Here is a 24,699-nt window from a genome sequence, read left to right as displayed (position 1 = left end):
CAACTCTGCGACGTCGTTGCCTGACCCATTACATCTGTAGGTCTGTCTTGCGCGGCAGGGCATAAGAATGATTAAACATTAGCAGCCTGCAACAAAATTACCGGAGCGGACACCTGAGTCGCGGGCAACCCATCCCACAGACAGACGCGCTAACCCGCAGTCGCGTGTGCTCAAGTGGCAGCTCCTAGGAATGTTCCGACACTACCCTACAGCGCGTTAACTAATTAATTAGCGAAACCTCCGACAAATAATAAATCACCCACTTAATCTGGCTTCTTGCAAGAAGAAGGGATGTTTCGAACGTTTTTTTCGACGCGCAAGGTAACGCCTCGTTAGTTTGCTGATGCAAGACAGTAATGTCGGGCAGCTGATCATTGCTCAATCCTTGAGATGATGGTTAAGCCGCAATTATCGGCACTCAACTAATGATTAATAGATACAGAACCGCGCAGGAAAGCAGTTCAGATGATCTGCGGCGCGAACTTCAGTGACGCCCACACAACAGCGCCGCGCTGGATTTCAGGGCGGCATAAGGGCCAAAGGTATTGTTTGCAGGGCGCAACGCCCTCGGAGTGGCTCAACCCGTTCGTGGGTCAAGCCATGACAGATGGCGCATCTGCTGCATCCGCGCAGACGCTGGAGTATTCATTTGCGAATACTCCTACAGCTCAAACAGCTTCAACCTGCAACGCAACTCGTTCGCGGCACGGGCATTCGTCCATATAGCGGTGGGCTTCGACGAATTGACTGAACGGAAACACCGTGGTTTTCAACGGCACCAGTACCCGGTCGGCAGTCAGTTGGTTGATATCCCGCAAGGCGCGCTGCAACGCAACCTGGTCCTGAATGATGCCCAACTCCGGCTTGCCGGTGAAGTTGCCGATGCAATGCACGAAAAACTGAATATTCTTCTGGAACGCGGCGCAGGCCGGGAAAGGTGTCTGGTTACCGCCTTGCAGGCCATACAACACCAGGCTGCCACGCGGCGCCAGCACATCACCGAGCAGCGACATCTGCGGCCCGCCAAGGCCGTCGAACACCACATCGACGCCACGGTCACCCGTGATTTTGTTGATTTGCATGAGCAGGTCCTGCTCTTCGGTGACGATGACCTTTTCCGCCCCCAACGACAGCAGGTATTCACGCTCCGCGCTGTCTTTGGTCGCGGCAATCACCCGTACCCCCAAGGCTTTGCCCAACTGCACGAACGAAGGCCCGGCGCAGTGGCTGGCATCGGTTACCAACGCAAATTGCCCAGGCTTGACCCGCGCCAAGTCCATGTAGGCAAAGTAGGCAATCAGCAGCGGCGTGTAGTGCACGCTCGCTTCAATGGGGCTCAAGACATCCGGGTAACGGGTCAGGGCCGAACGGGGCAGGACGATCTGCTCGCCATACACCGGGTAATCGTTAGGGCTTTCGGCAGGAAAACTGGCGACCTTGTCGCCCACCGCCAAGTCATCCACGCCGTCGCCCAGGGCGACAACCACGCCGGCCATTTCATGACCCAGGCCAGACGGCAGGCGTGCATGGGACGACGCCAGGTTCTGGCGCCACAAAACGTCGTACCAGCTGATACCAATCGCGTCGACACGCACCTGCACTTCGCCCGGTGCGGGCTGCGCGGTTGCATGCTCTTCGCATTTGAGCACCTCGGCCGGACCAAACTTGTGAAAACGAATCGTGCGGGACATCGCAAACCTCGTCAAAGTAACCTCTAATGCCATGAACTCTATCTGGGCTTTCCCGCTAAGACCACCGGTCGCCATTAATAGTCGACATGTCTGTCATTGATTCCGCATGTGAGGCATAGACCTCAGCTATCGTAGGAAAACTCAATTATCTTGTGCAGAGTACCAGCCTTTCCCCGTAAGATTCATGCCGGTCATGCTTCTGAACGGAACCTTGGAGGTTCTGGATATGGCCGCTCTCGTCAAGTTCGCTGACTCTTCCAGGACACAAGATGAACCGTAACGACCTGCGTCGTGTCGACCTTAACCTCTTGATCGTATTCGAAACCTTGATGCACGAGCGCAGCGTGACCCGCGCCGCCGAGAAACTGTTTCTCGGCCAGCCGGCCATCAGCGCGGCCTTGTCACGTCTGCGCGGGCTGTTTGACGACCCGCTGTTCGTACGCACCGGGCGCAGCATGGAACCAACGGCCCGCGCCGTGGAAATCTTCGCCCTGCTCTCCCCGGCCCTGGACTCGATTTCCACCGCCGTCAGCCGCGCCGCCGAATTCGATCCAGCTACCAGCACTGCGGTATTCCGTATCGGCCTGTCCGATGACGTGGAATTCGCCCTGCTGCCGCAATTGCTCAAACGCCTGCGCGCCGAAGCCCCCGGCATCGTACTGGTGGTGCGTCGCGTCAACTACATCCTGATGCCCGGCTTGCTGGCCTCCGGCGAAATCTCCATCGGCGTCAGCTACACCGCCGACCTGCCGGCCAATGCCAAGCGCAAGGTCCTGCGCCGCAGCCTGCCGAAACTGCTGCGCGCCGACAGCGTACCCGGCCCATTGAGTCTGGACGACTTCTGTGCCCGCCCACATGCGTTGGTCTCGTTTGCCGGTGACCTGAGCGGGTTCATCGACGAAGAGCTGGAAAAGCTCGATCGCAAACGCCACGTCGTGCTGGCCGTGCCGCAGTTCAATGGGCTGGGCACGTTACTGGCAGGCACCGATATCCTCGCCACCGTACCGGATTACGCGGCAGAGGCGCTGACCTCGGCGGGTGGTTTGCGAGCCGAAGACCCGCCGCTGCCGGTGCGTTCGTTTGAGCTGCACATGGCGTGGCGTGGGTCGCAGGATAATGATCCGGGGGAGCGGTGGTTGCGGTCGCGGATTCAGATGTTTTTTGGGGACCCCGATAGCTTGTAATGGAATTCCACTAAAGTCAGAAAAAAACCATTATTAACATAAGCTTACGGTGAAATTTAATTCAGTCACGTCCGTCCAGTCCCACTGGACTCCAGAGCCCGCGGGGGCAAGATTTTCCTTCTCTGGGCAGGCTGGCACAGCGCGTAATCCATTTTCCCGCTGTTCATCACTGACTCAGCGAAGCATCAAGGGGGATATCCAGGGTAAACGTGGCGCCTTGTCCGGCGCCGTCGCTGTGTACAGTCAAGCGGCCACCCATTTCCTGCGCAGCCAGTGCACAGCTGTGCAGGCCGAAGCCGTGACCCTCTTTGCGTGTGGTGAAGCCATGCGAAAAGATCCGCGCCAGGTGCTCTGGCGTAATCCCGCTGCCGTTGTCGGTCACCGAAATACGCAGCCCTGATGAGTCAACGAGGACGGCATCGAGCGTGACGCATGGGCTGCGATCGGCCACGCCTTCCACCGCGTGCTTGGCATTGCTGATCAGGTTCACCAGAATCAGCAGCACACGGTGACGGTCCAGCGCGAGCAGAGGCACATCGGCAATTTCCTTGACCACCGTCACCCCCTGGCGCTCCAGCGAGCCGGCGCTCATGCGCAAGGCATCATCGATTAACGCGGTGACCGACACTGTCTCCACGACACTGACAGCAACGGCATAGGACTGCTGGGCAGCGACAATGGTTTTGATGTGGTCAATGCCCTTGGTGAGTTGCCCGAGCTCTTCGACAATGCCTTTTTGCTCTGCCGTCACCACCTGCGCCAGCTTGAGCAGGTAGTCGGGCAGCATCTTGCCTTTGGGGTCCTGGGTAAGAAAATCGCTCAGGTCGTTGACGTGTTCGTTCATCAGTTGAGCGACCTTGCCCAGGCCATGGACTTTGGATGCGCGCAACTGGTTGCTGACCAGGTCTGCCGAGACGTTCACGCTGTTGAGGACGTTGCCGACGTTGTGCAGCACAGCCGTGGCGATTTCGGCCATGCCCGCCTGGCGGGATTTGGCATGCAGTTCGCTTTGCACCTGGCTCATGCGCAGCGCCGCGCGAACGCGAGCCTTGAGCTCCAGCGGCGAGAAGGGTTTGGCGATGTAGTCATCGGCGCCACTTTCCAGCCCTGAAACGCAGGCGTCACCGCCGCCGCGGGCGGTCACCAGGATCACGGGCAAATGGGCAAAACCGGTGCTGGCCTTGATTCTGGCGGTCAGGCCGAAGCCGTCGAGCAGCGGCATCATCACATCCGAAACGACGACATCGATCGGTCGACGCTGCAGGAGCGCCCAGGCCTGCTCTCCATCCGTTGCGGTGGCGACACTGTAGTCGTCGTGCAAAAGCTCGGTGAGATAGCTGAGCATTTCCGGGCTGTCGTCTACCACCAGCACTCTGGACCGCGAGGCATGTTCCGGGGGCTGCTCCTCGCCTGCGTCTGGCGTTGGAGAGCCCTGGTGGCCGTCGTCAAAACGCAGGTGGCGCTGCTCGGTTGAGCTTGTTGTGCTCAGTGACGGCTGCTCGTACAGAGGGCCGCCTTCGGTCGCTACCCTGTCTTGCTCAGCCCCCAGCGGAAGTCGAACAAAGAAACACGAGCCCCGTCCGGGCTCGCTGTTGACGCCGACTTCGCCGCCCATCAGTTCGACCAGATCCTTGACCAGGGCCAGGCCGATGCCTGTGCCGCTGTAGTGGCGCGTGGCGGAATTATCGATCTGGGAAAAGCGCTGGAACAGCAGCGGCAGTTTGTCGGGCGCGATGCCAATCCCCGAGTCGTGCACCGCCAGTTCAAATCGCTCGCCATCGATCGGCGTCACTGCCAGGTGCACCTTGCCGCCAGCAGGCGTGAACTTGATGGCATTGCTCACCAGGTTGAGCAGGATCTTCTCGAAGTGACGGGGGTCCAGGAACACGCTGCCGAGCGCGGGATCGATGCTGCAGGTCAAGGTGCAACCCTTGCCCTCGGCCACCATGGCGGCATCCTCGGCCAGCACCCCCACCGCTTTGTTCAAATCAACCGACGTTGGACACAACTCAAACTTGCCCGCTTCAGCCTTGGAGAAATCGAGGATATCGTTCACCCGGTTCATCAGGCGCAGCGCATTGCGTTGGGCGCGCTCGATCTGCACGCGCCAATCCACGGGCGGGGTGGCCGCCGCCGAGAGCTGCTCCAGGGGCGCGAGAATGAGGGTCAGGGGGGTGCGCAATTCGTGGCTGACCGTGGCCACGAAATCGCTCTTCGCCTGGTTGGCCGTCTCGGCCTGGTTGCGCGCCTGGATAAGTTCGACGGCTTGCGCTTCCAGCACTTCGGTCTGTTGGTGCAGCGTATCGGTGCGTTCGGCGACCATTCTCTCCAAAGAGGCCTGGACTTGCTGTCGTTCGGTTTCGGCCTCGGCCTCCAGCACCCGGATGCGCAGGGCATTTTCCTGGAACACCCGAACGGCGCGGGTCATGATGCCAATCTCGTCGCCGCGTCCGACGCTGGCGATCTCGGCGTGCAGGTCGCCGGCCGCAAGCCGACGCATGACCGAGGCCAGCGCCACGATGGGCTGCGCGACAAATCGCGACGTGCTCCAGGCAATGGCGCCGGCCAGCAGGATGGCGACGGTAACCGCAATGATCGTCGCAAGCATGCCGCGATCATTGTGGACCAGGGCGTCGGAGCGCGCTTGACCCGCGAAGCGCGCAACCAACAGGCCGGCGCTGCGGGCCTCGTTGCGAACCTGGTCGCGCGCGTCGCTCAAGGCGTTGCTCGCCTGATGGAACCTGGCGAATGCCGCCCGGTAGCCGGCAATCTGCTCGTTGACAGTCAGCGGCGTAGCCGTGCCTTGCAGCCCCACGGAGGAAGGAAGCACCCGAGAGAGACGGAGTAGCTCGTCCAGGAGGGTGCCGACGGCGCCGGCGATCTCGGCCGACGGTGACAGACGAAACGACAGGGTCTGCGCTTCCAGGGTCGCCACACGCTCGGCGAAACGCTTGGATAACGCCGCCGCATTGTGCAGCAAACCGGTGGCTGCCTGAATGTCGCTGGCGTCATGGGCAACGTCCCCATCCACATCACTCAACAGCGCCTCGAGGCGCCCGGCCACATCCCCCACGGCGGAGAGATGCCGCAAAACTTCCTCTGCGCGCAGCCTGGGTGCCTCGCCAAGACGCTCTATCGCCACACCGGCAGCCGCGAGCGCCGCGGCCAACTGGTCGAGGACCTCGCTCTCCTGCGGCGTCCCCATCACCTCGCGCAACTGTTCGACCACGGGCTGGAGTGCCGCGCAGGCATTACGCACCGCAGTGGCGGCGGCCCCGTCACCGGTCACCAGCATCCTGGCCACGTTGGCGGTGATGAGCCGTTCGCCGTTGCGCAGGACATCGAGGATGCGGTGGGCACTTTCGATGTTGCTCACCCGCGCCTGGTGCTCAACGGCGCGAGCGTCGACCGCCTTCAACCCAGCGGCGATGCCCTGTTCGACGAGAGTCGTCGCCTCTCGCATGCGGCCGTAATGGGCGGTCATGTTCTCCGTTTCGCCATCCATGGTCAGGCTCGCCGTGCGCAAGGCGGCGATCGCGGCGGCGAGCCGCTCCAGACTGCCCTTGAGCGATTCCGCCTCGGCCACCGGAATGGCGGTGAGGCCAGCGATAGCCGTCGCCACCCTGCCCTCGGCCTGGGACAAGCTTTCCTGATCGCGGGTGGCAATGAAGTTTTCCACCCGCCCGGTGGCCGCGTTGACCGACGCCAGAATTTCTGCGGAATGACTGGCCGAGTCCACCGCGCGCACCATGCCTCGCAGGCCGTAGAGGTTCACCAGAGACACCGTCAACATCAGGAACACCAGAGCGGCGACCGCCAAGCCAATTTTGACGGCAATGGGCCGATCGCTGATGGGTTTGAATATCAACATGGCGCCCCGCAGCCGCGCCCCCCGCCCGCCACTACTTCGCAACTTCCGGCAAAGGCGCCGGCGGCGCCGTATGGTTGGCGGCCGCGTCGATCATCGCCGCAACGGAAGCCTGGCTGTAGAGCGGGTTAGCGGCGCCGCCCACCGGCATGCTGGCGAGCCAGGCGTCGAGGTCTTTCGCATCGATACGCACCAGCGGTACTTCGACGAACTTCGGCACCTGCTTGCCCGCCAACACCTGCTGGGCCACCCAGAACCCCACCTGGGAGACACTTGGAGAAGCGGAAACGGAGACGGTCTCGTAGCCGTTGGCATCGCGCTCCTGTTGCCACAGGGTGAGTTCGTCCTGACGATTCCCCATCACGATGATCGGCAAAGGACGCCCCGCCGCCCTGAACGCCATGGCCGCGCCATAACCGTCGCCTCCCTGGGTAGCAACGGCATCAATGCTAGGTAGCGATGGCAACGCCAGCGCCACCTCCTTGCGTGCGACAGACTCCGTCCAGTTGCCGTACACGGTCTTGGCGAACCTCAGGCCCGGATAGTCACTGGCGGCCTTGCGAATGCCGTCGCTGATATTTTTATCGGTGGCATCGCCGGCAATGCCGCGGATTTCCAGCAGTGTCCCTTTGCCCTTGAGGCGCTCGGCAATGTAATCCATTTCCACGCGGCCCATGGCGGACCAGTTGTAGTCCACCGTATAGACACAGGGTTCGGTGACCAGGCTGGCCATGACCACCACCACGATGCCGGCGTTGCAAGCATCGCGGATCACCCCATTGAGGGCCGTATCGGACGCGGCCAGGATGACGATGGCGTTGACGCCGTTGACGATCATCTCCTGGATATGGGCCGCTTGTTCCGAGGCCGAGTTATTGGCGCTGACCACCGGAGCCGCGCCGATCAAACCCTCTTTTTGCGCCTGGAGCGCAATCTCCTGCCAGTTGCGCACCATCAGCTTGCGAAAATCACTGCCCGCATAGGAGTTGCTGAAGGCAATGCCATAGCTTGCGGTAGGGCCGCCGGCGATACCACCGTCAGCGGCCTGGACCGGATTGGCGGCAATCATCATTAGTCCACCCAGGCAGCCGGCGAAGCGCCACATGATTGTGTGGATCGGTTGAGCCTTCATGCCGTCCTCCATCGCGCCCGGGATTGACCCACAGTCATCCCTCTACACCTGCCGACAGCCTGTCGATGAAGCCATTTCAGTAGGCCGGACTGCTCGTTCGGCCAGTGCAACAATAGAACCGGGTATGAAGAACCAGACATGTACAGACTCCTTTCCTTGGCGGACGACAACTGAAGCCAGCACATGGCCTGAGGTGGGGATGAGCATAGTCTCAACAGACCTGCTGCGCGCGAAATCGAGCTGACTGCCCCCATGGACTGGACGAGCGCTCGGAGACCTAGCGATAACCCCGCGCCTGAACATCGAACAACTCGGCATAGCGCCCACCCGCAGCCATCAGCTGGTGATGGCTGCCCTCCTCCAGGATTCGTCCGCCGTCCAGCACGATGATGTGGTCGGCATTGCGCACGCTGGAGAATCGATGGGAAATCAGCAACGTCATGCGGCCCTTGGCGTGTTCGCGAAAGTGCTCGAACACCGCCGCCTCGGCGCCGGCGTCCAGCGCGGCCGTGGGCTCGTCAAGAATCAGCAGGTCCGCCTCCTGGCGCATATACGCGCGTGACAACGCGACTTTCTGCCATTGCCCACCCGACAACTCCTGGCCGCCAAGCCAGCGCCCTAACTGTGTGCCGTAGGTTTTGCTCAGGCGCTCGATGAATTCGGCGGCCACCCCCTGGGTTGCGGCAGTGCGCCAGCGCGCCTCGTCGTTCAGCGCATCGACGTCACCCACTCCAAGGTTCTCGCCCACGGTCATCTGGTAGCGGATGTAATCCTGGAAAATCACCCCAGTGCGCTGGCGCAGTGTCTGTTCATCCCAGTCTTGCAAGTCGCTGCCATCCAGCAGAATGCGCCCCTCGTGCGGGGTGTAAAGGCGCGTGAGCAGTTTGATCAGGCTGGTTTTGCCCGAGCCATTCTCGCCCACCAGGGCCAGGCTTTGCCCCGGCGCCAGGTGCAGGTTGATGTCAGTCAATGCCGGCCGCTCAGCGCCCGGGTAACTGAACCCCACGTGCTCGCAGCGCAGACCGTCGCCGGGACGCGCGCCCTGGGTAAGCCGGCCACTCGGCACGACCACAGGGGTTAGCAGGTACTCATAAAGGTCCGACAGAAACAGACTGTCGTCATACAGGCCGGCAATCGCGCTGAGGCTGGCGGTGATCGCGCTTTGCCCCTGCTTGAACAGCACGATGTACATGGTCATCTGTCCCAGGCTGGTCTGGCCGCGCACGGTGTCCAGCACCACCCAGGCGTAAGCCACATAAAACGCCGCGGTGCCCAGCAGGCCCAGGGCAAAGCCCCAGGCATCCCGGCGCACCGTCAATTGGCGGTCTTCGGTGTACAAGCGCCGGGCGTTGTCGCGGTAGCGCTTGAGGAACAGCGGCGCCAGGCCGAACAGCTTGACCTCTTTGGCATGGGTCTCGTGGGACAGCAGCGATTCCAGGTAATTCTGCTGACGGGTCTCGGGCGCGCGCCGGTGGAACAGGCGAAACGCATTGCCCGAAAAATGCGTCTCGGCGAAGAACACCGGTAAGGCGCCGACCACCAGAATCACCAGTGCCCACGGCGAAAAGTGCACTAACAGCACGGCAAAGCTGATCAGCGAGATCAGGTTCTGCACCAGCCCCAGGCCCTTGGTGACCAGGCTCAGCGGCCGTGTCGACGCGCCCTGGCGCACGCGTACCAGCTTGTCGTGGAACTCGGCGTCTTCAAATTGCAGGAGTGAGAGGGTCTGGGCTTTCTCCAGAATCATCAGGTTGACCTTCACCCCCAACTGCACCCGCAGCAACGATTGCTGCATTGACAACGCGCGCTGGGCGGCGGCCAGCAGCGCCAACACGCCCGCCTCGGCCAGCACGTATTGCATCACTGGCCACACGGGCGCCTGGCTGCCGGCTGCGTGAATCTGCATCGCGTGCACCACGCCATTGACAATACGTTGGCCGATCCAGGCCGCCAGCGCAGGCAACAGACCGGCAACGATGGTTGCCAGCAGCAGGCCTATGAATAAGGACCGCGATGTCCCCCACACCAGCTTCAGCGCCCTGCGCGCCTGGATGGAAAACGCGCTCAATCGATTGAACAGCACCATCAATAGTATGGACTCCGTGTGGGGGCTGGGGTGAGACGGGTGGATTATGACAGGCGATGACGTCGCGCACATCCAACGGCCAGATAATAAAAATAGATGATCTTATTAAGTTGAAAGATAACATTATCTAATAATTAGCTTATTCCAAAAAAGACTTTCCCCGCATTTTTTTATAGAGATATCTTCACTTCACAGACCGACCCCATGCCTGGCGGAGGACGTACTCCCGACATGGATCTCTCTCGATATGCCAGATATTTCTCTCGCAGCGCCGCTGAAAAAATTCCACCTGTCGCTGTTGACCAGCTCGCTGCTGCTGGCGGCGGTGCCCGCCTGCGCCGAGGAGGCCAAGCTCGGCACGGTAACCGTGATTTCCACCGGTTTGCGCGGCCAGGAGCGCACGGTCGCCGACAGCCCGGCACCCATTGATGTGATCAACAGCGAGCAGTTGCTCAAGACCGGCCGCGCCGAGTTGTCCGAGGCGATTGCCAAGCTGCTGCCCTCCTTCAACTTCGGTACCAATATCGCTGGCTACAACTCGGTGACCCGCCCGCTGAGCAACCGCAGCCTCGGCCCGGCCTACACCCTGGTGCTGGTCAACGGCAAACGGCGCCACAACGGCGCTACCGGCCAGCGCGGCTCGATCGACAACAGCGGCGCGAATGCCGTGGACATCGACCTGATCCCGGTCAGCTCGGTCGACCATATCGAAGTACTCAAGGACAGCGCCGCGGCCCAGTACGGCTCGGATGCGGTGGCTGGGGTGATCAACATCATCCTCAAGTCCGCCAACAACGGCGGCCACCTGGAGACCAGCTATGGGCAGTTGTATTCCGGCCAGGGCGAAACCATCAAGGTCGCCGGCGACCAGGGTTTCAAGCTCGGCGATGGCGGCTTCTTCCACCTCTCGGCCGATGCGCGCAAACGCGGCGAAGCCTCCTGGAACGACAAGGCCGACAGCAGCGTACGTGCGTTCAACGATCCGGCCAAGGAAGCGGCATGGGACCGGGTGGCAATCAAGAACGGCGACCCCGACCTCAAGGCCTTCAACCTGGCCTACAACGCCGAGCTGGCGCTGGAAGACCTGACCCTTTATTCGTTCTCCACCTACGGCGAGCGCGACGCCGAAGCGGCCAACTATCTGCGCCTGCCCACCGGCCGCGCGGCGGTGCCCGAGGTGTTCCCCGACGGTTACTTCCCGCTGAACAACATCAAGGACCGCGACTACCAGTTGCTGTTTGGCGGCAAGGGCCAAGTGGCGGAGTGGAACTGGGACCTGAGCACCACCTACGGGCGCAACAATGTGCACCACTCCAGCGACCTGAATATCAACCCGTCCCTGGGCACCGCCTCGCCGACCCAATTCGACAACCTGGCGACCTTTCGCTTCGAGCAATGGGTCAACAACCTCGACGTCACCCGCCGTTACGACAGCCTGTTCAACCTCACGTCGCCGGTGCAGGTGTCGGCCGGCCTGGAGCATCGCTGGGAGCATTTCAGCACCTTCGCCGGCGACCCAGAGGCCTACATCACCGGCACCTACCCGGCGGCATCGGGCGCGCAGGCCGCGGTGACCATTCGCCCCGAAGATGAGGTCAGCCTGATCCGCAACAACTACGCCGGCTACCTGGACCTGGGCTTTGACCTCACCGAGCGCTGGTTCCTCGATGTGGCCGGGCGGGTCGAACATTACGACGATGACTCGGGCAACACCTTCGGTTTCAAGGTGAACTCGCGCTACGAGCTGACCGACAGCGTGGCGGTGCGCGGCACCGTCGGCACTGGTTTTCGTGCGCCGTCGCTGACCCAGATCGGCTACACCGTGGCGGACAACCGCGTGGCCACCGACGTCAACGGCAACGTGGTTCCGGCAGTCACCCGCCTGACCCCGTCGGGCAGCAACCTGGCCAAGGCGCTGGGTGGCGATGACCTGAAACCGGAGAAGTCGCGCAACCTCGGCCTGGGCCTCACCTGGCAACCCGCGCCGCGCACCAGCATCACCGCCGACGCCTACCTGATCGACATCGACGACCGCATCGCCCTGACCAGCAATATCTATGACCAGGGCAATGGCGCAGTGAACGCGATCCTCGCCGCCCAGGGCGTGCCCACCGGCACCTGGGTCAACTATTACACCAACGCCTTCGACACCCGCACCCGTGGCCTGGATGTGGTTGCCGACCACACCACGCCGCTGGATGCCTGGGGCGACGTGCGCTGGAGTCTGGGCTTGAACTGGAACAAGACCACCATCGAAGGCGCCCGCGACACCCCGGCCGCACTGAACGGTTCCGGCGTGACCCTGGTGGGCCGCGACCGCGAGGGTGACCTCACGCAGGCGTCGCCCAAGACCAAGTGGATCCTCGGCGCGAACTGGAAGGCCCGGGACCTCGCGGTCAACCTGCAAACCGCCCGCTACGGCGCGGTCAAGACCCTGGCGGTCAACCCCACCGGGGACCGCAGCTTCGGCGCCAAATGGATCACCGACCTCGACGTCAGCTACACCTTCGTCGACAGCATCACCGTCAGCATCGGCGGCACCAACATCTTCGACGTGCGCCCCGACCGGCACGCCGTCTACAGCAACCTGGGCCTGGCGCCTTACGGCAACCCGCCGTTCTATCCGGGCGGCGGCTACTGGTACACAAAGCTGGCCTACGACTTCTGATTCACATCGCTAAACGAGGGCACCCCATTGAACACCTCCAACTTGATGAGCCGTCTGCTGGCCCCCTGCGCCCTGGCGATCAGCCTGGCCGCCTGCTCGCCTTCGGGTGACCAGGCGCAAGCGAACAAAACCCTGAATATTGCATTTTTTGGCGACAACACCACCCTGGTCAGCGTCGACCCGTTCCAGGTCTACTGGCTGGAACACCGCGTGCTGCTGCGCAATGTCGCCGAGTCGCTCACCGACCAGGACCCGGCCACCGGCAAGATCATCCCCTGGCTGGCCAAGAGCTGGGAGATCAGTGACGACGCGTTGACCTACACCTTTCACCTGCGCGACAACGTGACGTTCAGCAACGGCGAGCGCTTCGACGCAAAAGCGGTGAAAACCGCGTTCGACAGCGACAAGGCCCTGGCCACCGAGCTGCCGGCGACCTTCGGCGCAACCTACCTGGCGGGTTATGACCACGCCGAAGTGGTCGACGACTTCACCGTCAAGCTGGTACTGGCCAAACCCAACGCGGGCTTTTTACAAGCCACCTCGACCACCAACCTGGCAATTCTCGCGCCCGCGTCCTATGCACTCACGGTCAAGGAGCGCTCGCTGGGCAAGATCATCGGCACCGGGCCGTTCGTGCTGACCAGCTATACGCCGGAAGTCGGCGCGCACCTGACCAAACGCAAGGGTTACGCGTGGCCCTCGGCGAATATGAAGAACCCGGGTGAGGCACACCTGGACGCCGTCGACATCAGCTACATCCCCGAAGAAAGCGTGCGCAACGGCCTGTTCCTGCAGGGCAAGGCCGACATCCTGTGGCCACGCAACCCGTTTTCGGAAGTCGACCTGAAGCTGTTCCAGTCCAAGGGCGCGACCATCCAGAGCCGCTCGCTGCCGGGCCCGGCGCTGAACCTGTACCCCAACACTCGTGGCGAACGCATTCTCGCCGATCAACACGTGCGCCTGGCCGTGCAGAAGTCCATCGACCGCAAGAGCTACGCCAGCACCGTGTATAACGCCGAGTTCCCGGTGGTGGACGGCATCTTCGACGTGACCACGCCTTACTTCAAAAGCCAGGGCAGCAAGCTCGGCTACGACCCGGCTGCTGCCGAAAAACTGTTGGATCAAGCCGGCTGGGCCAAGGGCGCGGACGGTTACCGCAGCAAAAACGGCAAGCGCCTGAGCCTGAGCTACAACATCAGCCCGGCCGAAACCGCGGGTGACGTGCTGATCCAGGACCAACTGCGCAAGGTCGGCATCGAGTTGAAACTCAGCGTGGTGACCCGCGCCGAATGGGTGGCCAACAACTCTGCCGGTAACTACGACCTGACCATCAACTACATGACCCGCGCCGACCCGATCATCCTGCAAACCATCCTCGACCCGCGCAGCGCCAACAGTTCCACCGTGGCCACTAACACCTACGAACCGGCCACCCTGGAAAAAGCCAAGGGCTTGTTCGATGCCGGCATTACGGCCACCCAAGGCGCACAACGTGCCGCCGCCTATGGCGACCTGCAGGACCTGCTGATCGACGAAAGCTCGGCGTTCCCGGTGTACGAACGCGTGTGGCAGGCTGCAACGTCGCCCAAGGTGAAGAACTTTCGCTGGACCGCCGAGGGCTTCGCGCTGCTGGGTGATATCGAGATCGGCACGCCATGAGCCGCTACCTGATCGGCCGCGTCGGCCAGGCCCTGCTGGTGCTGTGGGGGGCCTATAGCATCACCTACTTCATCCTCTATCTGCTGCCGGGCGACACGCTGTCAATCATGCTCAGCGCCTCGGGCATGGAGGCCGATTCGCTGTCGGTGGCCGACCTCGCCAAGGCACGCGCCTATTACGGCCTGGACAAGGGCCTCTTCGAGCAATATGCCGACCTGCTACTGGGCACCTTGCACGGAGATTTCGGCCAGTCCCTGTCGCTGAACCGCCCGGTCGCCGAGTTGCTCGCCGAGCGCCTGCCGCAAACCCTGTCCCTGGCCGGCCTGGCGATTGTGTTGTCGCTGGTCGGCGGTGTCGGCCTGGCCTACCTGACCGCCTATATCCGCTGGCAACCGCTGAAAAAAGCCCTGGCGCGCCTGCCATCCCTGGGGTTTTCGGTGCCGGTGTTCTGGATGGGCCTGTTGCTGATCCAGGTGTTCGCCTTCGGCCTCGGCTGGTTCCCCGCCACCGGCAGCCGGGGCTTTGAAAGCCTGGTACTGCCGGCGATCACCCTGGCGATTCCAAGTGCGGCGGTGTATGCCCAAGTACTGCAGCGCAGCTTCCAGGGCGTGTGGCAGGAGTCGTATATCGTCACCGCCTACGCCAAGGGCCTGAGCCGTGGCCAGGTGCAGGCGCGCCATGGGTTTCGCAACGCGGCGCTGCCGATTCTCACACTGATCGGCCTGCAGGTGGGCAACACGGTGTCCGGTGCGGTGCTGGTGGAAACCATCTTCGCCCGCTCCGGCATCGGCCGCCTGGCCCAGGAGGCCGTGCTGCGCCAGGACATCCCGGTGGTGCTGGCGATTGTCACGGTGTCGGCGGCAGCCTTTGTGCTGGTCAATCTGCTGGTGGACTTGCTGTACCCGTGGCTCGACCCGCGCATCTCCCACACGCCAAAGGTGTCCTAGACCATGACTATCCTTGAGCAAAACCTCGGCCTTACGCCCCCACTCTGGCAACGCCGCACCCGCCGACAACGTGCCACGGCGGCGGTAATGCCCTTGCTACGGCGGCCGGGTTTCAGCCTGGCGGTGTTGATTGTGGTGTTTTCATTGCTGGCCGCCGTGGCGCCGCAGTGGTTGACCAGCTTCGACCCCTATGCCACCGCACCTGCGGTCAAACTCACAGCGCCGAACCTGAGCCACTGGTTCGGCACCGACGAGCTGGGCCGCGACCTGTACACCCGAGTGGTCTACGGCTCCAGGCTGTCGGTGCTGGCGGCCTTGCTGGCGGTGGGGATCGCATTGTCGGGCGGGCTTGGGCTGGGCATTCTGTCTGGCTTTGCCGGTGGGCGTATTGATGCGGTGATCATGCGGTTTGTCGACGTGTTGCTCGCCCTGCCCGGCTTGCTGCTGGCCCTGGCGATTGTCACCGCCATCGGCTTCGGCACGGTGCCGGTGGCTATCGCCGTGGGCGTCGGGATTATCCCCGGATTCGCCCGCACCACCCGCGCCGAAGTGCTGCGGGTCAAGACCTTGCCGTACGTGGAAGCCGCACGCCTGGGCGGCGCCAGCTGGGGCCGCACCTTGCTGCGGCACATCCTGCCCAACGCGTGGGGCCCAGTGGCGGTACTGGCGACCCTGGATTTCGGTGCAGCCATCCTCGCCACCGCCGGCCTGAGTTTTCTCGGTTTCGGCGCCGCGCCTCCGGCCGCCGAATGGGGCACGCTGATCGCCAACGGTCGGCACTTTCTGATCACTGCCCCCTGGGTGTCGTTGCTGCCCGGCCTGTTCCTGGTCGCGGTGGTGTTCAGCCTCAACCACATTGCTCGCACGTTCGAGGAGGTTCAGCGATGAATGCTTTAGTGGATGTTCGCCAGCTTAGTGTCAGCTACCGGCACGGCAACCTGGCGGTAAACCAGCTGTCACTGACCATCGCCCAAGGCGAGACGCTGGCGATTGTCGGCGAGTCCGGCTCGGGTAAAACCACCCTGGCCAACGCGATTCTCGGCCTGTTGCCGGACAGCGCAACCATCAGCGCCGGCGAGCTGTGGGTGGACGGCAACAACCTCACCCACGCCGGCGAACGCCAGAGACGCGGCCTGCGCGGGCGCACCATCGGCCTGGTGCCCCAGGACCCGATGGTCAGCCTCAACCCGACCCTGCGCATTGGCCAGCAGATTGCCGAGGCGCTGATCCTGGCCAAGGGCAAGCGCTACCCCGGCGTCGATGCCGATATCGTCGAGCTGCTGCAACAAGTCGGTATCGACAAGCCGGTACTGCGCGCGCGCCAGTACCCGCATGAACTCTCCGGCGGCATGCGCCAGCGCGTGCTGATCGCCATCGCCCTGGCCGGCAACCCACGCTTGATCATCGCCGACGAGCCGACCAGTGCTCTGGACGTCACCGTGCAGCGCAAGATCCTCGACCACCTGCAACGGCTGGTCAGTGAGCGCGGGATTTCGTTGCTGATCATCACCCATGACCTTGGCGTGGCGCTGGATCGCGCCGACCGCGTCCTGGTGATGCAACAGGGGCAAGTGGTGGAGCAAGGGGCACCCCGGCAGATTCTCGGCGCGCCGCTGCATGACTACACCCGCGCCTTGATCGCAGCCGCGCCGGCGTTCGCCAAGCGCCGCCCGCCACTGGCCCGACCGAACCCGACGCTGCCGCCGATCCTGCAACTGCAAAACGTTGGCAAGACGTTCGCGCTGCCCAAGGTCAAGGGCGAAGACGCGACCTTTGTGGCGCTGCAGGACCTGAGCCTGCAGGTCTACCCCGGGCAGACCCTGGCGATTGTCGGCGAGTCCGGCTCAGGCAAAAGCACCGCGTTGCGCATCGCCCTCGGCCTGGAAAAACCCAGCCGCGGGCGGGTGTGGTTCGAGCAACAGGACGTCACCGACCTCAGCTGGCGCGACTTCCGCCCGCTGCGCCAGCGCCTGCAACTGGTGCAACAAAACCCGTTTGCGGCGCTGGACCCACGCTTCACCGTGTTCGACAGCATCGTCGAACCGCTGGTGTCGTTCGGCTTGCTCAAGGGCCCGGCCCTGGAACAGGCCGCGCGCGAGTTGATCAGTCGCGTGCATATGCCGGTGAATTTCCTCGATCGGCTGCCGCGCGAGCTTTCCGGCGGCCAGTGCCAACGTGTCGCCATCGCCCGCGCCCTGGCGCTCAAGCCGGATCTATTGCTATTGGATGAACCGGTCAGCGCCCTCGACGTGTCCGTGCAGGCGCACATCCTTGAACTGCTGCAAGAGCTGCAACGGGACATGGGCATCGCCTACGTGCTGGTGTCCCACGACTTGTCGGTGGTGGCTAACTTCGCCCATGAAGTGCTGGTGTTACGCAATGGCCGGGTAATTGAACAGGGCTCGGTGGAGCGCATCTTCAACCGCCCGACCAGCGATTACACCCGTGAGCTGATTGGCGCCATCCCGGGCCAGCACGCTGCCGCGAGCGCTGCCTGAGCGGCGCTTTACTCGGCAGCACAGTCACGCGCCGTGATGCCCTTCTCCTGGGCATACGTGCGAGGTTTTGCCCCAGTGTGGTGCCGCCCGCACACGAGGCACCTGTGATGTACATCCGCATTTTTTCCTCCGTGAATATAAGCCGATTTTGAGGTCGGCCAGATATCGCATACCTCGCCTCATCGCCGCCCCCAACGTTCGCAAAACCCTCAAAGCATCCGTTCAATGGCAGAATCCCCTCAACTTGATCGTTTTGGAGACCAGCATGCTTCGTGTATTTGAACGAAGACTCGACCCCTTCCCGCCTGACGAAGTGCCACCGCCGCCCGCGGGCCTGGCTCGGTTCCTATGGGCCTGCACGCGCGGCGCTCGCGGTTACATCCTGGCGCTGGCGCTGCTGAGTGCCGGTGTGTCGATCTACGAAGCGTGGCTGTTTTCGTTTCTGGGGCAAATCGTCGATCTGCTCTCGACCTGGCAGGCCGGCGGTGAAGCGGCGGCGCAGGAAAGCCGCGTGTTGTGGGGCATGGGCATTGTCATGGTGACCAGCGTCGGCCTGGTGGCGTTGCGCACGATGGTGCAGCATCAGGTATTGGCGATCAACTTGCCGTTGCGGCTGCGCTGGGATTTCCATCGCCTGATGCTGCGACAAAGCCTCGCGTTTTTTTCCGATGAATTCTCCGGCCGCGTCACCACCAAGGTCATGCAGACTGCGCTGGCCGTGCGCGACGTGCTGTTCACAATGATCGAGATCCTGCCGGGGATCGGCGTGTATTTCATCGCGATCATCGCGCTGGCCGGCGGCTTCGCGCTGAAGCTGATCCTGCCCTTCATGGCCTGGTTCGTGTTGTTCGGCTTGGCCATGTGGTATTTCGTGCCGCGTCTGGGCAAAGTCGGCCAGGAGCAGGCCAACGCACGGTCGATGATGACCGGGCGAATTTCGGACGCTTACACCAACATCACCACGGTGAAACTGTTTTCCCACTCCAATCGCGAAGCGCATTTCGCGCGTGCGGCGATGGAGGATTTCAAGCAAACCGGTTTCCGCCAGATGCGCCTGGTCAGCCAGTTCGAGATCGTCAATCAGGCACTGGTAGTGGCGTTGATCATGTCGGCGGGCGGTTATGCGTTGTGGCTCTGGCATGACGGTGCGGTCGGCGCGGGCGCCGTGGCGGCGATCACTGCGATGGCGTTGCGGATCAACGGCATGTCGAACTGGATCATGTGGCAAATGACTTCGCTGTTCGAAAGCATCGGCACCGCCCAGGATGGCATGGCGACGCTGACCCTCGGCACCAAAGTGCAGGACGCGCCGGATGCGGGCACGCTGCAGACCTCCGGCGGCGCGGTGACTTTCAACAATGTCAGCTTCAACTACAACGGCGAGCGCCAAGTGCTCAGCGGCCTCAACCTGAACATCCGTCCTGGCGAAAAAATCGGCCTGGTCGGACGCTCCGGTGCGGGTAAATCCACGCTGATCAACCTGCTGCTGCGTTTCTATGACGTCGACAGCGGCGAGATTTGCATCGACGGCCAAAACATCGCAAAAGTGACGCAAGACAGCCTGCGCGCCTCAATCGGCATGGTCACGCAGGATACGTCCCTGCTGCACCGTTCGATCCGCGACAACATTGCCTACGGCCGACCCGACGCGACCGACGAACAAATCCGCAGCGCCGCCGCCAATGCGCAGGCCGACGAGTTCATCAGCCAACTCAGCGACCGCCAAGGTCATAGCGGCTACGACACCTTGGTCGGTGAGCGCGGCATCAAGTTGTCGGGCGGCCAACGCCAGCGCGTGGCAATTGCCCGGGTCATGCTCAAAAACGCCCCGATCCTGCTGCTCGACGAAGCCACCAGCGCGCTGGACTCGGAAGTCGAAGTCGCGATCCAGGAAAGCCTCGATGAGATGATGCAAGGCAAAACCGTCATCGCCATCGCCCATCGACTGTCGACGATTGCCGCCATGGACCGGCTCATCGTGATGGATGACGGGCGCATTATTGAACAGGGCACCCACAGTGAACTGCTGGCGAAGAATGGCGTTTATGCGCGGCTTTGGCAGCACCAGAGCGGTGGTTTTCTGGGCGAGGACAAAGGTGTGATTGAGGCGTTGGATCAGGTGTGAACGGTGGAGTGCGGCGAGCGATGCCGTCCACTGAGCATCGATCCAGTTAGAAAACTGCTCCTTCGATATGGTGGACCTTCGGTTCTTCAGAAAAATAGTCCTCCAGGCCCAGCATGAACATCTGATGGTCATCACTCGCCTCGAAGCCCGGCGAGTGATCTTCAAGTGAAGCCCAGCGCACTATCAGGTTGAAATGCTCGGGGGTTTCGATTCCTTGCGCGAGCAAGTGGCCGCCGTAACCCTTCGCGCGGGTGAGCAACGGCGCGACCTCGGCGAAGGCACTTTTGAAGTGTTCAATACGTTCTTTGTGTACGGGAAGCAGAGCAATTTCATAAATCATGGCATTTCCTCTGATACGACTTAGACGGCTGAAAATAGGCGCTCAGGAAATAAGCGATGGCTCAACTGCAATCGCGATTTTGCCTTGGAGGCCGTTCTCGGGACTTTCCAACCGAGCATGGGCCAGGCCGATATCGGCCAGCGAATAGACCGCGCCAACGTGTGGGCGCAACTGACCGCGAGCCACCAACGTGCTCAGCTCATCAAGCTTGCCGCGGTTTTGTCGGGTGAAGACGAAGTGATAACTGGCGTTCTTGCCCCAGGCCTGAACGAGGTTTTGCGGCTGCGCGATGTCGACAATCGAGACCACGCGGCCCAGTTGAGCCAGCGCATCCGGGCTGCGCGACAGGGTGTCGCCGCCTATGGTGTCGAACACCACATCCACACCCTGGCCGCCGGTTTCGCGCAGGATGGCGTCGACGTAATCTTCCTTTTTGTAGTCGATGAGCACATCGGCACCCATGCTACGGGCGAACTCAAAGTTTGCTTCGCGCACGGTGGTGAAGACCCGCGCGCCAATGGCTTTTGCGACCTGGATCGCTACATGACCCACGCCTCCCGCGCCGCCGTGTATCAGAATGCTTTCCCCTACCCTGAGCGCCGCTCGCACGGTCAGTGCTTCCCACACCGTGCCGCCAACCAGAGTCAGACTTGCCGCCTCAAGATGGCTCAGCGATGGCGGTTTGTGGCCGATGATGCTTTCGGCCGCAACGTGGTACTCGGCATAACTGCCTGGCCCGTCGAATATTTGCGGGGTGTACCAGACTTCGTCCCCCGGAGCGAAGCCCGTCACCCCCGGCCCGACTTCTTCGACAACGCCCGAAACGTCATGTCCGGTAATCGCCGGCAGTGGCACCAGGTCAGCGTAATCGCCGCGCCGAACCTGAAAATCCAAGGGGTTGATGGAGGTTGCGTGTACCCGCACCAAGACCTGTCCCACACCCGGCACTGGCTTGGGTACGTCGCAGAGTTCGAACGATTCCGGGCCGCCAAATGATTTGAGTACCATCGCTTTCATTTTGAAATCCTCGTATCGACAAAAAGGAATATCGAGATATCTCGATATCATGCAGTAAAAAATTACAGATCTTTCCCGATCAACTCGGCAAGGGCACTGATAGTTGCTTCATTGCGTTTGTAGTACGTCCACTGGCCGATGCGCCTGACTTCGACCAGGCCCACTCGTTGCAGGGTTGCCAGATAACCCGACACCGTAGACTGCGACAGCCCGATACCTTCCTGGATACTGCTGACGCAGACACCCACCGTGAAAACGTCACCCTCATCCTGCGCAGGGAAATTGTTCACGGGGTCCTTCAAGCCTTTCAGAATTTGAAGGCGTACCGGATTTGAGAGTGCTTTGAATATTTCGAGTAAGTCCATAGCTCGGATGATATCGAGATTTTCCGATATATCAATACCCGATTTCCCTTCGCGACCGACGGCTCACATTCTGCTGAACAGACCTCTCCAGTTGCTGCGAGAGGAGATGAAGGCTCGCAATGTCTGTGGCCAGACATAGATCAACCAGCTCTTCATCCCCCACTCAGATCACCCGGCGGTGGCTGGCACTGGCGCATTGAGCAACTGCTGCTCCCACAGATACGCAATACCGCTACCGGCAGCATGCTGCAGCAGCACATCGGTCAGCGCACCGGCGGTTTCCTCCCGAGCCCAGTCACGTTGCCACTCTGCAGCGAGAGCGAGCCAAGTCATCATGTTCGCGCCCGCCGCAATCATGCGCTGGATCGCCACTCGATGGGCCTCGACCGAAACCGCGCCGGATGCGTCAGTGATCACCGTTACATCCCAACCTTCGCCGAGTGCCTGGATCACCGGCATGGCGACGCAGACTTCGGTCCACAGACCCGCGATAACCAGTTGCTTGCGGCCCGTCGCTTTTACCGCGTCCACCACCTTCTGGTCTTCCCAGGTGTTGATCAGCGTCCGATCAATCACCTCTTGGCCGGGAAAAACATCGAGGATTTGCGGAAAGATGAAACCGCCCCGCTCGGCGATCACGCTGGTCAAGATGGTGGGCACGTTGAACGCCTTGGCTGCCTTCGCCAACGCCGTCGCATTGTTGACCACCATTTGCGGCTCATGGCTGTTCAGATTAGTGAGCTGGAAAGGCTGGTGGTCGATCAGAACGAGTACCGAATCTTCAGGACGAAGAAGCGATGTAAGGCCGTTACGAAAAGTCATTAATAGATCCCGTGTTGTCGTTATGAATTGGATTGGTAATGAGCGGCATACGCCAGCGCCGACGCTGCCTGCGAACAACACTGTGCTGTTTCGATGCTTAATCCGGTAGTGTTGCCAAGTGTTTGGCTGTGTCGCGAAATGAGGAACACCGTTTGGATATCGAAGAGCTTCAGACATTCGTAGAGGTTGCTGACGCGGGGGGCGTTTCGCCTGCCGCAGCCCGGCTGGGCGTGTCCAAGTCAATCGTCAGTCGCAGGTTGGCGCGATTGGAAGCACAGCTTGGCGTGCAGTTGCTGACACGCTCGACTCGCGGCGCGGCGCTGACCGAGGCCGGCGCGACCTTTCGCGATTATGCAGCGAGGGTCTGCTCAGAAATGGAGTCAGCCAGGGAAGCGATCCTGCCTGCCGGAGCGCTGCAGGGTCGTTTACGAGTGGCCGCGCCGCTTTCTTTTGGCCCGACTCACTTCGCCCCCGTACTGGCGGAAATGGCCGTGCGGCACCCGCAACTTCAGATCCAGACCTGCTACAGCGACCGCTTCGTTGACCTCATCGCCGAAGGTTACGACTGCGCGATCCGCGTCGGCTACCTTCAGGATTCCAACCTGATCGCAAGACGCATCGGCCCGATCAACGGCAAGCTGGTCGCGAGTCCGGGCTATATCAAGGCTTATGGTTCACCCGAGAAACCTGAGGAGATAGCCGCCCATCAAGCCCTGATGCAAAGCACCGAAGCTTGGCAATTCATGGATGGCGACAAGATCGTCGCCATTCGCCCGCAAGGACGCTTCAAGGCCGACAACGGCATCGCGCTAGTCGCCGCCGCAGTCGCCGGACTCGGGGTCGCGTACCTGCCCGATTGCCTAACGTATGACAGCCTGGCATCCGGCGCACTGGTGCCGATCATGACGCGTTATCCACCACCGCCAGCGGGTGCTTACTTAGTCCGCCCGGCCGGTCAGCATCCTGCGCAGAAGATCCGGGTCTTTGCGCAATTGTTGATCGAGTATTTCGGGGAATCTCCGTATTTTGCAGGAGATGTTGCTGTTTGATTGGGGGAGGTGTTTGAGTGAGTGGCTGCCTGCTGTGCTGAGCGCTTGTTGTTGACCAAGATAGGCCCTGATGGATGCCTGGGTGCGAATGTTGCGATTAATGGGCATCCGGACGCCATCGCAGCCCTGGCCCCGGTTTATGAACGGGAGATCATCTTTCGTGTGCTCCAGGGCCCCCATGGCTGGATGCTGCGGGAAACCATAACTCACTTTAAATGCACTACGAGTTCAACCAGAATCCTCCAGGTCGATCACATCAGGATCCATCATGTCTGCAACCACAACCGTTACCGCCGCTGAAAACCGACAAAGCATACTCATCGTCGTAGGTTCGGTGTTCCTGTTGTCGGTGTCAGACGCTCTTATCAAGGCCACCAGCGCCGAGACATCGATGTGGCAGCTCTACGTGATTCGTTCGGTACTGGCCATTGGCATGCTCGTCGCCTTGTTGATGTACCGCCGCGGCACATCGCAGCAACGGCCGCTTTCCCCTTTTTGGATAGGCGCAAGAAGCCTGCTGCTTGCCTTGATGTGGATCGCCTTTTACAGCGCACTGCCCTTCATCAGCTTGACCATAGCCGCATTGGCAATCTATACGACACCTTTGTTTATCGCTTTACTCTCGGCAGTCACCTTGGACGAGCATGTCACACCGCGCAAATGGGTGGCCATTCTGGTGGGGTTCGCCGGGGTGCTGGTCACGCTCGCGCCCAGCCAGGCTGACTTCAACCTATGGACACTGCTACCCGTGCTCGCTGCGATTTTATACGCCCTCGCAGCGGTCGTGACCAAGGGCAAGTGCGCCAATGAGGCGCCCATGCACCTGGCCCTGGCGCTGAACATCGTCCTGTTGTTGATGGGAATGGTCGGCAGCATTGTCGTCGCACAGACTGGCCCTCACCTGCCGGCCAACGAGGGCCTGCGATTTCTGGTGGGCGACTGGTCGCCCATGGCGATCAGCGACTGGGGCGTGATGGTGGTGCTGGCGATTCTGATGGTACTGGTCAGTACCGGCATCGCCCGGGCCTATCAAATCGGCGAGACCTCGATCATCGGCGCATTCGATTACACCTACCTGATCTTCGCGATTGCCTGGGGGGCGTTGCTGTTCAATGAAGTGCTCAATGGCCGGACCGCGGTCGGTCTGGCCCTTATCCTGATTTCAGGCTTCATCCTGCTGAAAAAGCCCACTGCTGCGCGCTGAACGCTTCACATGCACAGGCCTTAACAAGGAGCTGTTTATGCTGG

General features: G+C 61.7%; 16 protein-coding genes and 4 pseudogenes. 10 read left to right on the top strand and 10 right to left on the bottom strand.

The features are described from left to right. Window positions 1-668: 668 nt before the first annotated feature. Complete coding sequence (locus tag C4J86_RS12965) at window positions 669-1,691, bottom strand: zinc-dependent alcohol dehydrogenase family protein (RefSeq protein WP_124362828.1); 1,023 nt, start codon at window positions 1,689-1,691, stop codon at window positions 669-671. Window positions 1,692-1,960: 269 nt separating this feature from the next. Here C4J86_RS12965 and C4J86_RS12960 point away from each other — a divergent pair, with 269 nt between their 5' ends. After that, window positions 1,961-2,875 carry a LysR family transcriptional regulator gene (locus C4J86_RS12960; RefSeq protein ID WP_124367023.1) on the top strand — a complete coding sequence of 305 codons (915 nt, stop codon included), beginning with the start codon at window positions 1,961-1,963 and terminating at the stop codon, window positions 2,873-2,875. A gap of 166 nt (window positions 2,876-3,041) precedes the next feature. On the opposite strand, the pseudogene C4J86_RS27390 reads toward C4J86_RS12960, so the two are convergent. From C4J86_RS27390 to C4J86_RS12945, 5 genes and pseudogenes are all read right to left on the bottom strand, one after another. After that, window positions 3,042-3,380: pseudogene (locus C4J86_RS27390) on the bottom strand (ATP-binding protein); the annotation flags it as partial. Between the two features lie 518 nt (window positions 3,381-3,898). Then, window positions 3,899-4,187 (bottom strand): annotated as a pseudogene (locus C4J86_RS27385) (response regulator transcription factor); the annotation flags it as partial. Between the two features lie 246 nt (window positions 4,188-4,433). After that, window positions 4,434-5,483, bottom strand: a pseudogene (locus tag C4J86_RS27380) (sensor histidine kinase); the annotation flags it as partial. A 1,294-nt stretch (window positions 5,484-6,777) separates the two neighbouring features. Continuing rightward, complete coding sequence (locus C4J86_RS12950) at window positions 6,778-7,875, bottom strand: ABC transporter substrate-binding protein (RefSeq protein ID WP_124370680.1); 1,098 nt, start codon at window positions 7,873-7,875, stop codon at window positions 6,778-6,780. A gap of 277 nt (window positions 7,876-8,152) precedes the next feature. Then, the gene (locus C4J86_RS12945; RefSeq protein ID WP_124370679.1) at window positions 8,153-9,961 is read right to left on the bottom strand and encodes an ABC transporter ATP-binding protein; all 1,809 of its coding nucleotides are present in this window, start codon (window positions 9,959-9,961) and stop codon (window positions 8,153-8,155) included. A 247-nt stretch (window positions 9,962-10,208) separates the two neighbouring features. Between C4J86_RS12945 and C4J86_RS12940 the strand changes: the two genes are divergently transcribed. The 6 genes from C4J86_RS12940 (at window position 10,209) to C4J86_RS12910 (ending at window position 19,858) form a co-directional block, all read left to right on the top strand. Then, the gene (locus C4J86_RS12940; protein ID WP_124370678.1) at window positions 10,209-12,629 is read left to right on the top strand and encodes a TonB-dependent siderophore receptor; all 2,421 of its coding nucleotides are present in this window, start codon (window positions 10,209-10,211) and stop codon (window positions 12,627-12,629) included. Between the two features lie 45 nt (window positions 12,630-12,674). Beyond that, on the top strand, window positions 12,675-14,288 hold the full coding sequence (locus C4J86_RS12935) for an ABC transporter substrate-binding protein (protein WP_124372425.1): 1,614 nt from the start codon (window positions 12,675-12,677) through the stop codon (window positions 14,286-14,288). Then, window positions 14,285-15,235, top strand: a complete 951-nt coding sequence (locus C4J86_RS12930; RefSeq protein WP_124370677.1) for an ABC transporter permease — start codon at window positions 14,285-14,287, stop codon at window positions 15,233-15,235. Before C4J86_RS12935 ends, C4J86_RS12930 begins: the two co-directional genes overlap by 4 nt. A 3-nt stretch (window positions 15,236-15,238) precedes the next feature. Then, window positions 15,239-16,123, top strand: coding sequence for an ABC transporter permease (locus C4J86_RS12925; RefSeq protein WP_124370676.1), 885 nt, complete (start codon window positions 15,239-15,241; stop codon window positions 16,121-16,123). Then, window positions 16,120-17,733, top strand: coding sequence for an ABC transporter ATP-binding protein (locus tag C4J86_RS12920; RefSeq protein WP_124370675.1), 1,614 nt, complete (start codon window positions 16,120-16,122; stop codon window positions 17,731-17,733). The genes C4J86_RS12925 and C4J86_RS12920 overlap by 4 nt, the downstream gene beginning before the upstream one ends. Before the next feature lie 265 nt (window positions 17,734-17,998). Beyond that, on the top strand, window positions 17,999-19,858 hold the full coding sequence (locus tag C4J86_RS12910; RefSeq protein WP_124370673.1) for an ABC transporter ATP-binding protein: 1,860 nt from the start codon (window positions 17,999-18,001) through the stop codon (window positions 19,856-19,858). A gap of 46 nt (window positions 19,859-19,904) precedes the next feature. Here the strand turns inward: C4J86_RS12910 and C4J86_RS12905 are convergent, their stop codons facing one another. From C4J86_RS12905 to C4J86_RS12890, 4 genes are all read right to left on the bottom strand, one after another. Next, on the bottom strand, window positions 19,905-20,198 hold the full coding sequence (locus C4J86_RS12905) for an antibiotic biosynthesis monooxygenase (protein WP_124370672.1): 294 nt from the start codon (window positions 20,196-20,198) through the stop codon (window positions 19,905-19,907). Between the two features lie 42 nt (window positions 20,199-20,240). Continuing rightward, the gene (locus C4J86_RS12900) at window positions 20,241-21,215 is read right to left on the bottom strand and encodes a zinc-dependent alcohol dehydrogenase family protein (protein ID WP_124370671.1); all 975 of its coding nucleotides are present in this window, start codon (window positions 21,213-21,215) and stop codon (window positions 20,241-20,243) included. A 62-nt stretch (window positions 21,216-21,277) separates the two neighbouring features. Beyond that, the gene (locus C4J86_RS12895) at window positions 21,278-21,580 is read right to left on the bottom strand and encodes a helix-turn-helix transcriptional regulator (RefSeq protein ID WP_101209484.1); all 303 of its coding nucleotides are present in this window, start codon (window positions 21,578-21,580) and stop codon (window positions 21,278-21,280) included. 168 nt (window positions 21,581-21,748) lie between these two features. After that, complete coding sequence (locus tag C4J86_RS12890) at window positions 21,749-22,402, bottom strand: hydrolase (protein WP_124370670.1); 654 nt, start codon at window positions 22,400-22,402, stop codon at window positions 21,749-21,751. 152 nt (window positions 22,403-22,554) lie between these two features. On the opposite strand from C4J86_RS12890, the gene C4J86_RS12885 reads away from it, so the two are divergent. From C4J86_RS12885 to C4J86_RS12875, 3 genes and pseudogenes are all read left to right on the top strand, one after another. After that, window positions 22,555-23,451 carry a LysR family transcriptional regulator gene (locus tag C4J86_RS12885; protein ID WP_124370669.1) on the top strand — a complete coding sequence of 299 codons (897 nt, stop codon included), beginning with the start codon at window positions 22,555-22,557 and terminating at the stop codon, window positions 23,449-23,451. 67 nt (window positions 23,452-23,518) lie between these two features. Then, window positions 23,519-23,649: pseudogene (locus C4J86_RS12880) on the top strand (AraC family transcriptional regulator N-terminal domain-containing protein); the annotation flags it as partial. Window positions 23,650-23,719: 70 nt separating this feature from the next. Then, on the top strand, window positions 23,720-24,655 hold the full coding sequence (locus C4J86_RS12875; RefSeq protein WP_124370668.1) for a DMT family transporter: 936 nt from the start codon (window positions 23,720-23,722) through the stop codon (window positions 24,653-24,655). Window positions 24,656-24,699: the final 44 nt, after the last annotated feature.

Origin of the sequence: Pseudomonas sp. R2-7-07 (assembly GCF_003852355.1) — a bacterium.
Lineage (GTDB): Bacteria > Pseudomonadota > Gammaproteobacteria > Pseudomonadales > Pseudomonadaceae > Aquipseudomonas.
The sequence above is the reverse complement of the archived record's forward strand: the minus strand, read 5'-3'. Positions and strand labels throughout refer to the sequence as shown.

Coding starts and splice junctions, on each gene's coding strand:
- C4J86_RS12930 (WP_124370677.1), top strand. CDS start 14,285: ATGAGCCGCTACCTGATCGGCCGCGTCGGCCAGGCCCTGCTGGTGCTG.
- C4J86_RS12910 (WP_124370673.1), top strand. CDS start 17,999: ATGCTTCGTGTATTTGAACGAAGACTCGACCCCTTCCCGCCTGACGAA.
- C4J86_RS12895 (WP_101209484.1), bottom strand. CDS start 21,580: ATGGACTTACTCGAAATATTCAAAGCACTCTCAAATCCGGTACGCCTT.
- C4J86_RS12905 (WP_124370672.1), bottom strand. CDS start 20,198: ATGATTTATGAAATTGCTCTGCTTCCCGTACACAAAGAACGTATTGAA.
- C4J86_RS12890 (WP_124370670.1), bottom strand. CDS start 22,402: ATGACTTTTCGTAACGGCCTTACATCGCTTCTTCGTCCTGAAGATTCG.
- C4J86_RS12965 (WP_124362828.1), bottom strand. CDS start 1,691: ATGTCCCGCACGATTCGTTTTCACAAGTTTGGTCCGGCCGAGGTGCTC.
- C4J86_RS12920 (WP_124370675.1), top strand. CDS start 16,120: ATGAATGCTTTAGTGGATGTTCGCCAGCTTAGTGTCAGCTACCGGCAC.
- C4J86_RS12940 (WP_124370678.1), top strand. CDS start 10,209: ATGCCAGATATTTCTCTCGCAGCGCCGCTGAAAAAATTCCACCTGTCG.
- C4J86_RS12950 (WP_124370680.1), bottom strand. CDS start 7,875: ATGAAGGCTCAACCGATCCACACAATCATGTGGCGCTTCGCCGGCTGC.
- C4J86_RS12935 (WP_124372425.1), top strand. CDS start 12,675: ATGAGCCGTCTGCTGGCCCCCTGCGCCCTGGCGATCAGCCTGGCCGCC.
- C4J86_RS12960 (WP_124367023.1), top strand. CDS start 1,961: ATGAACCGTAACGACCTGCGTCGTGTCGACCTTAACCTCTTGATCGTA.
- C4J86_RS12900 (WP_124370671.1), bottom strand. CDS start 21,215: ATGAAAGCGATGGTACTCAAATCATTTGGCGGCCCGGAATCGTTCGAA.
- C4J86_RS12875 (WP_124370668.1), top strand. CDS start 23,720: ATGTCTGCAACCACAACCGTTACCGCCGCTGAAAACCGACAAAGCATA.
- C4J86_RS12925 (WP_124370676.1), top strand. CDS start 15,239: ATGACTATCCTTGAGCAAAACCTCGGCCTTACGCCCCCACTCTGGCAA.
- C4J86_RS12945 (WP_124370679.1), bottom strand. CDS start 9,961: ATGGTGCTGTTCAATCGATTGAGCGCGTTTTCCATCCAGGCGCGCAGG.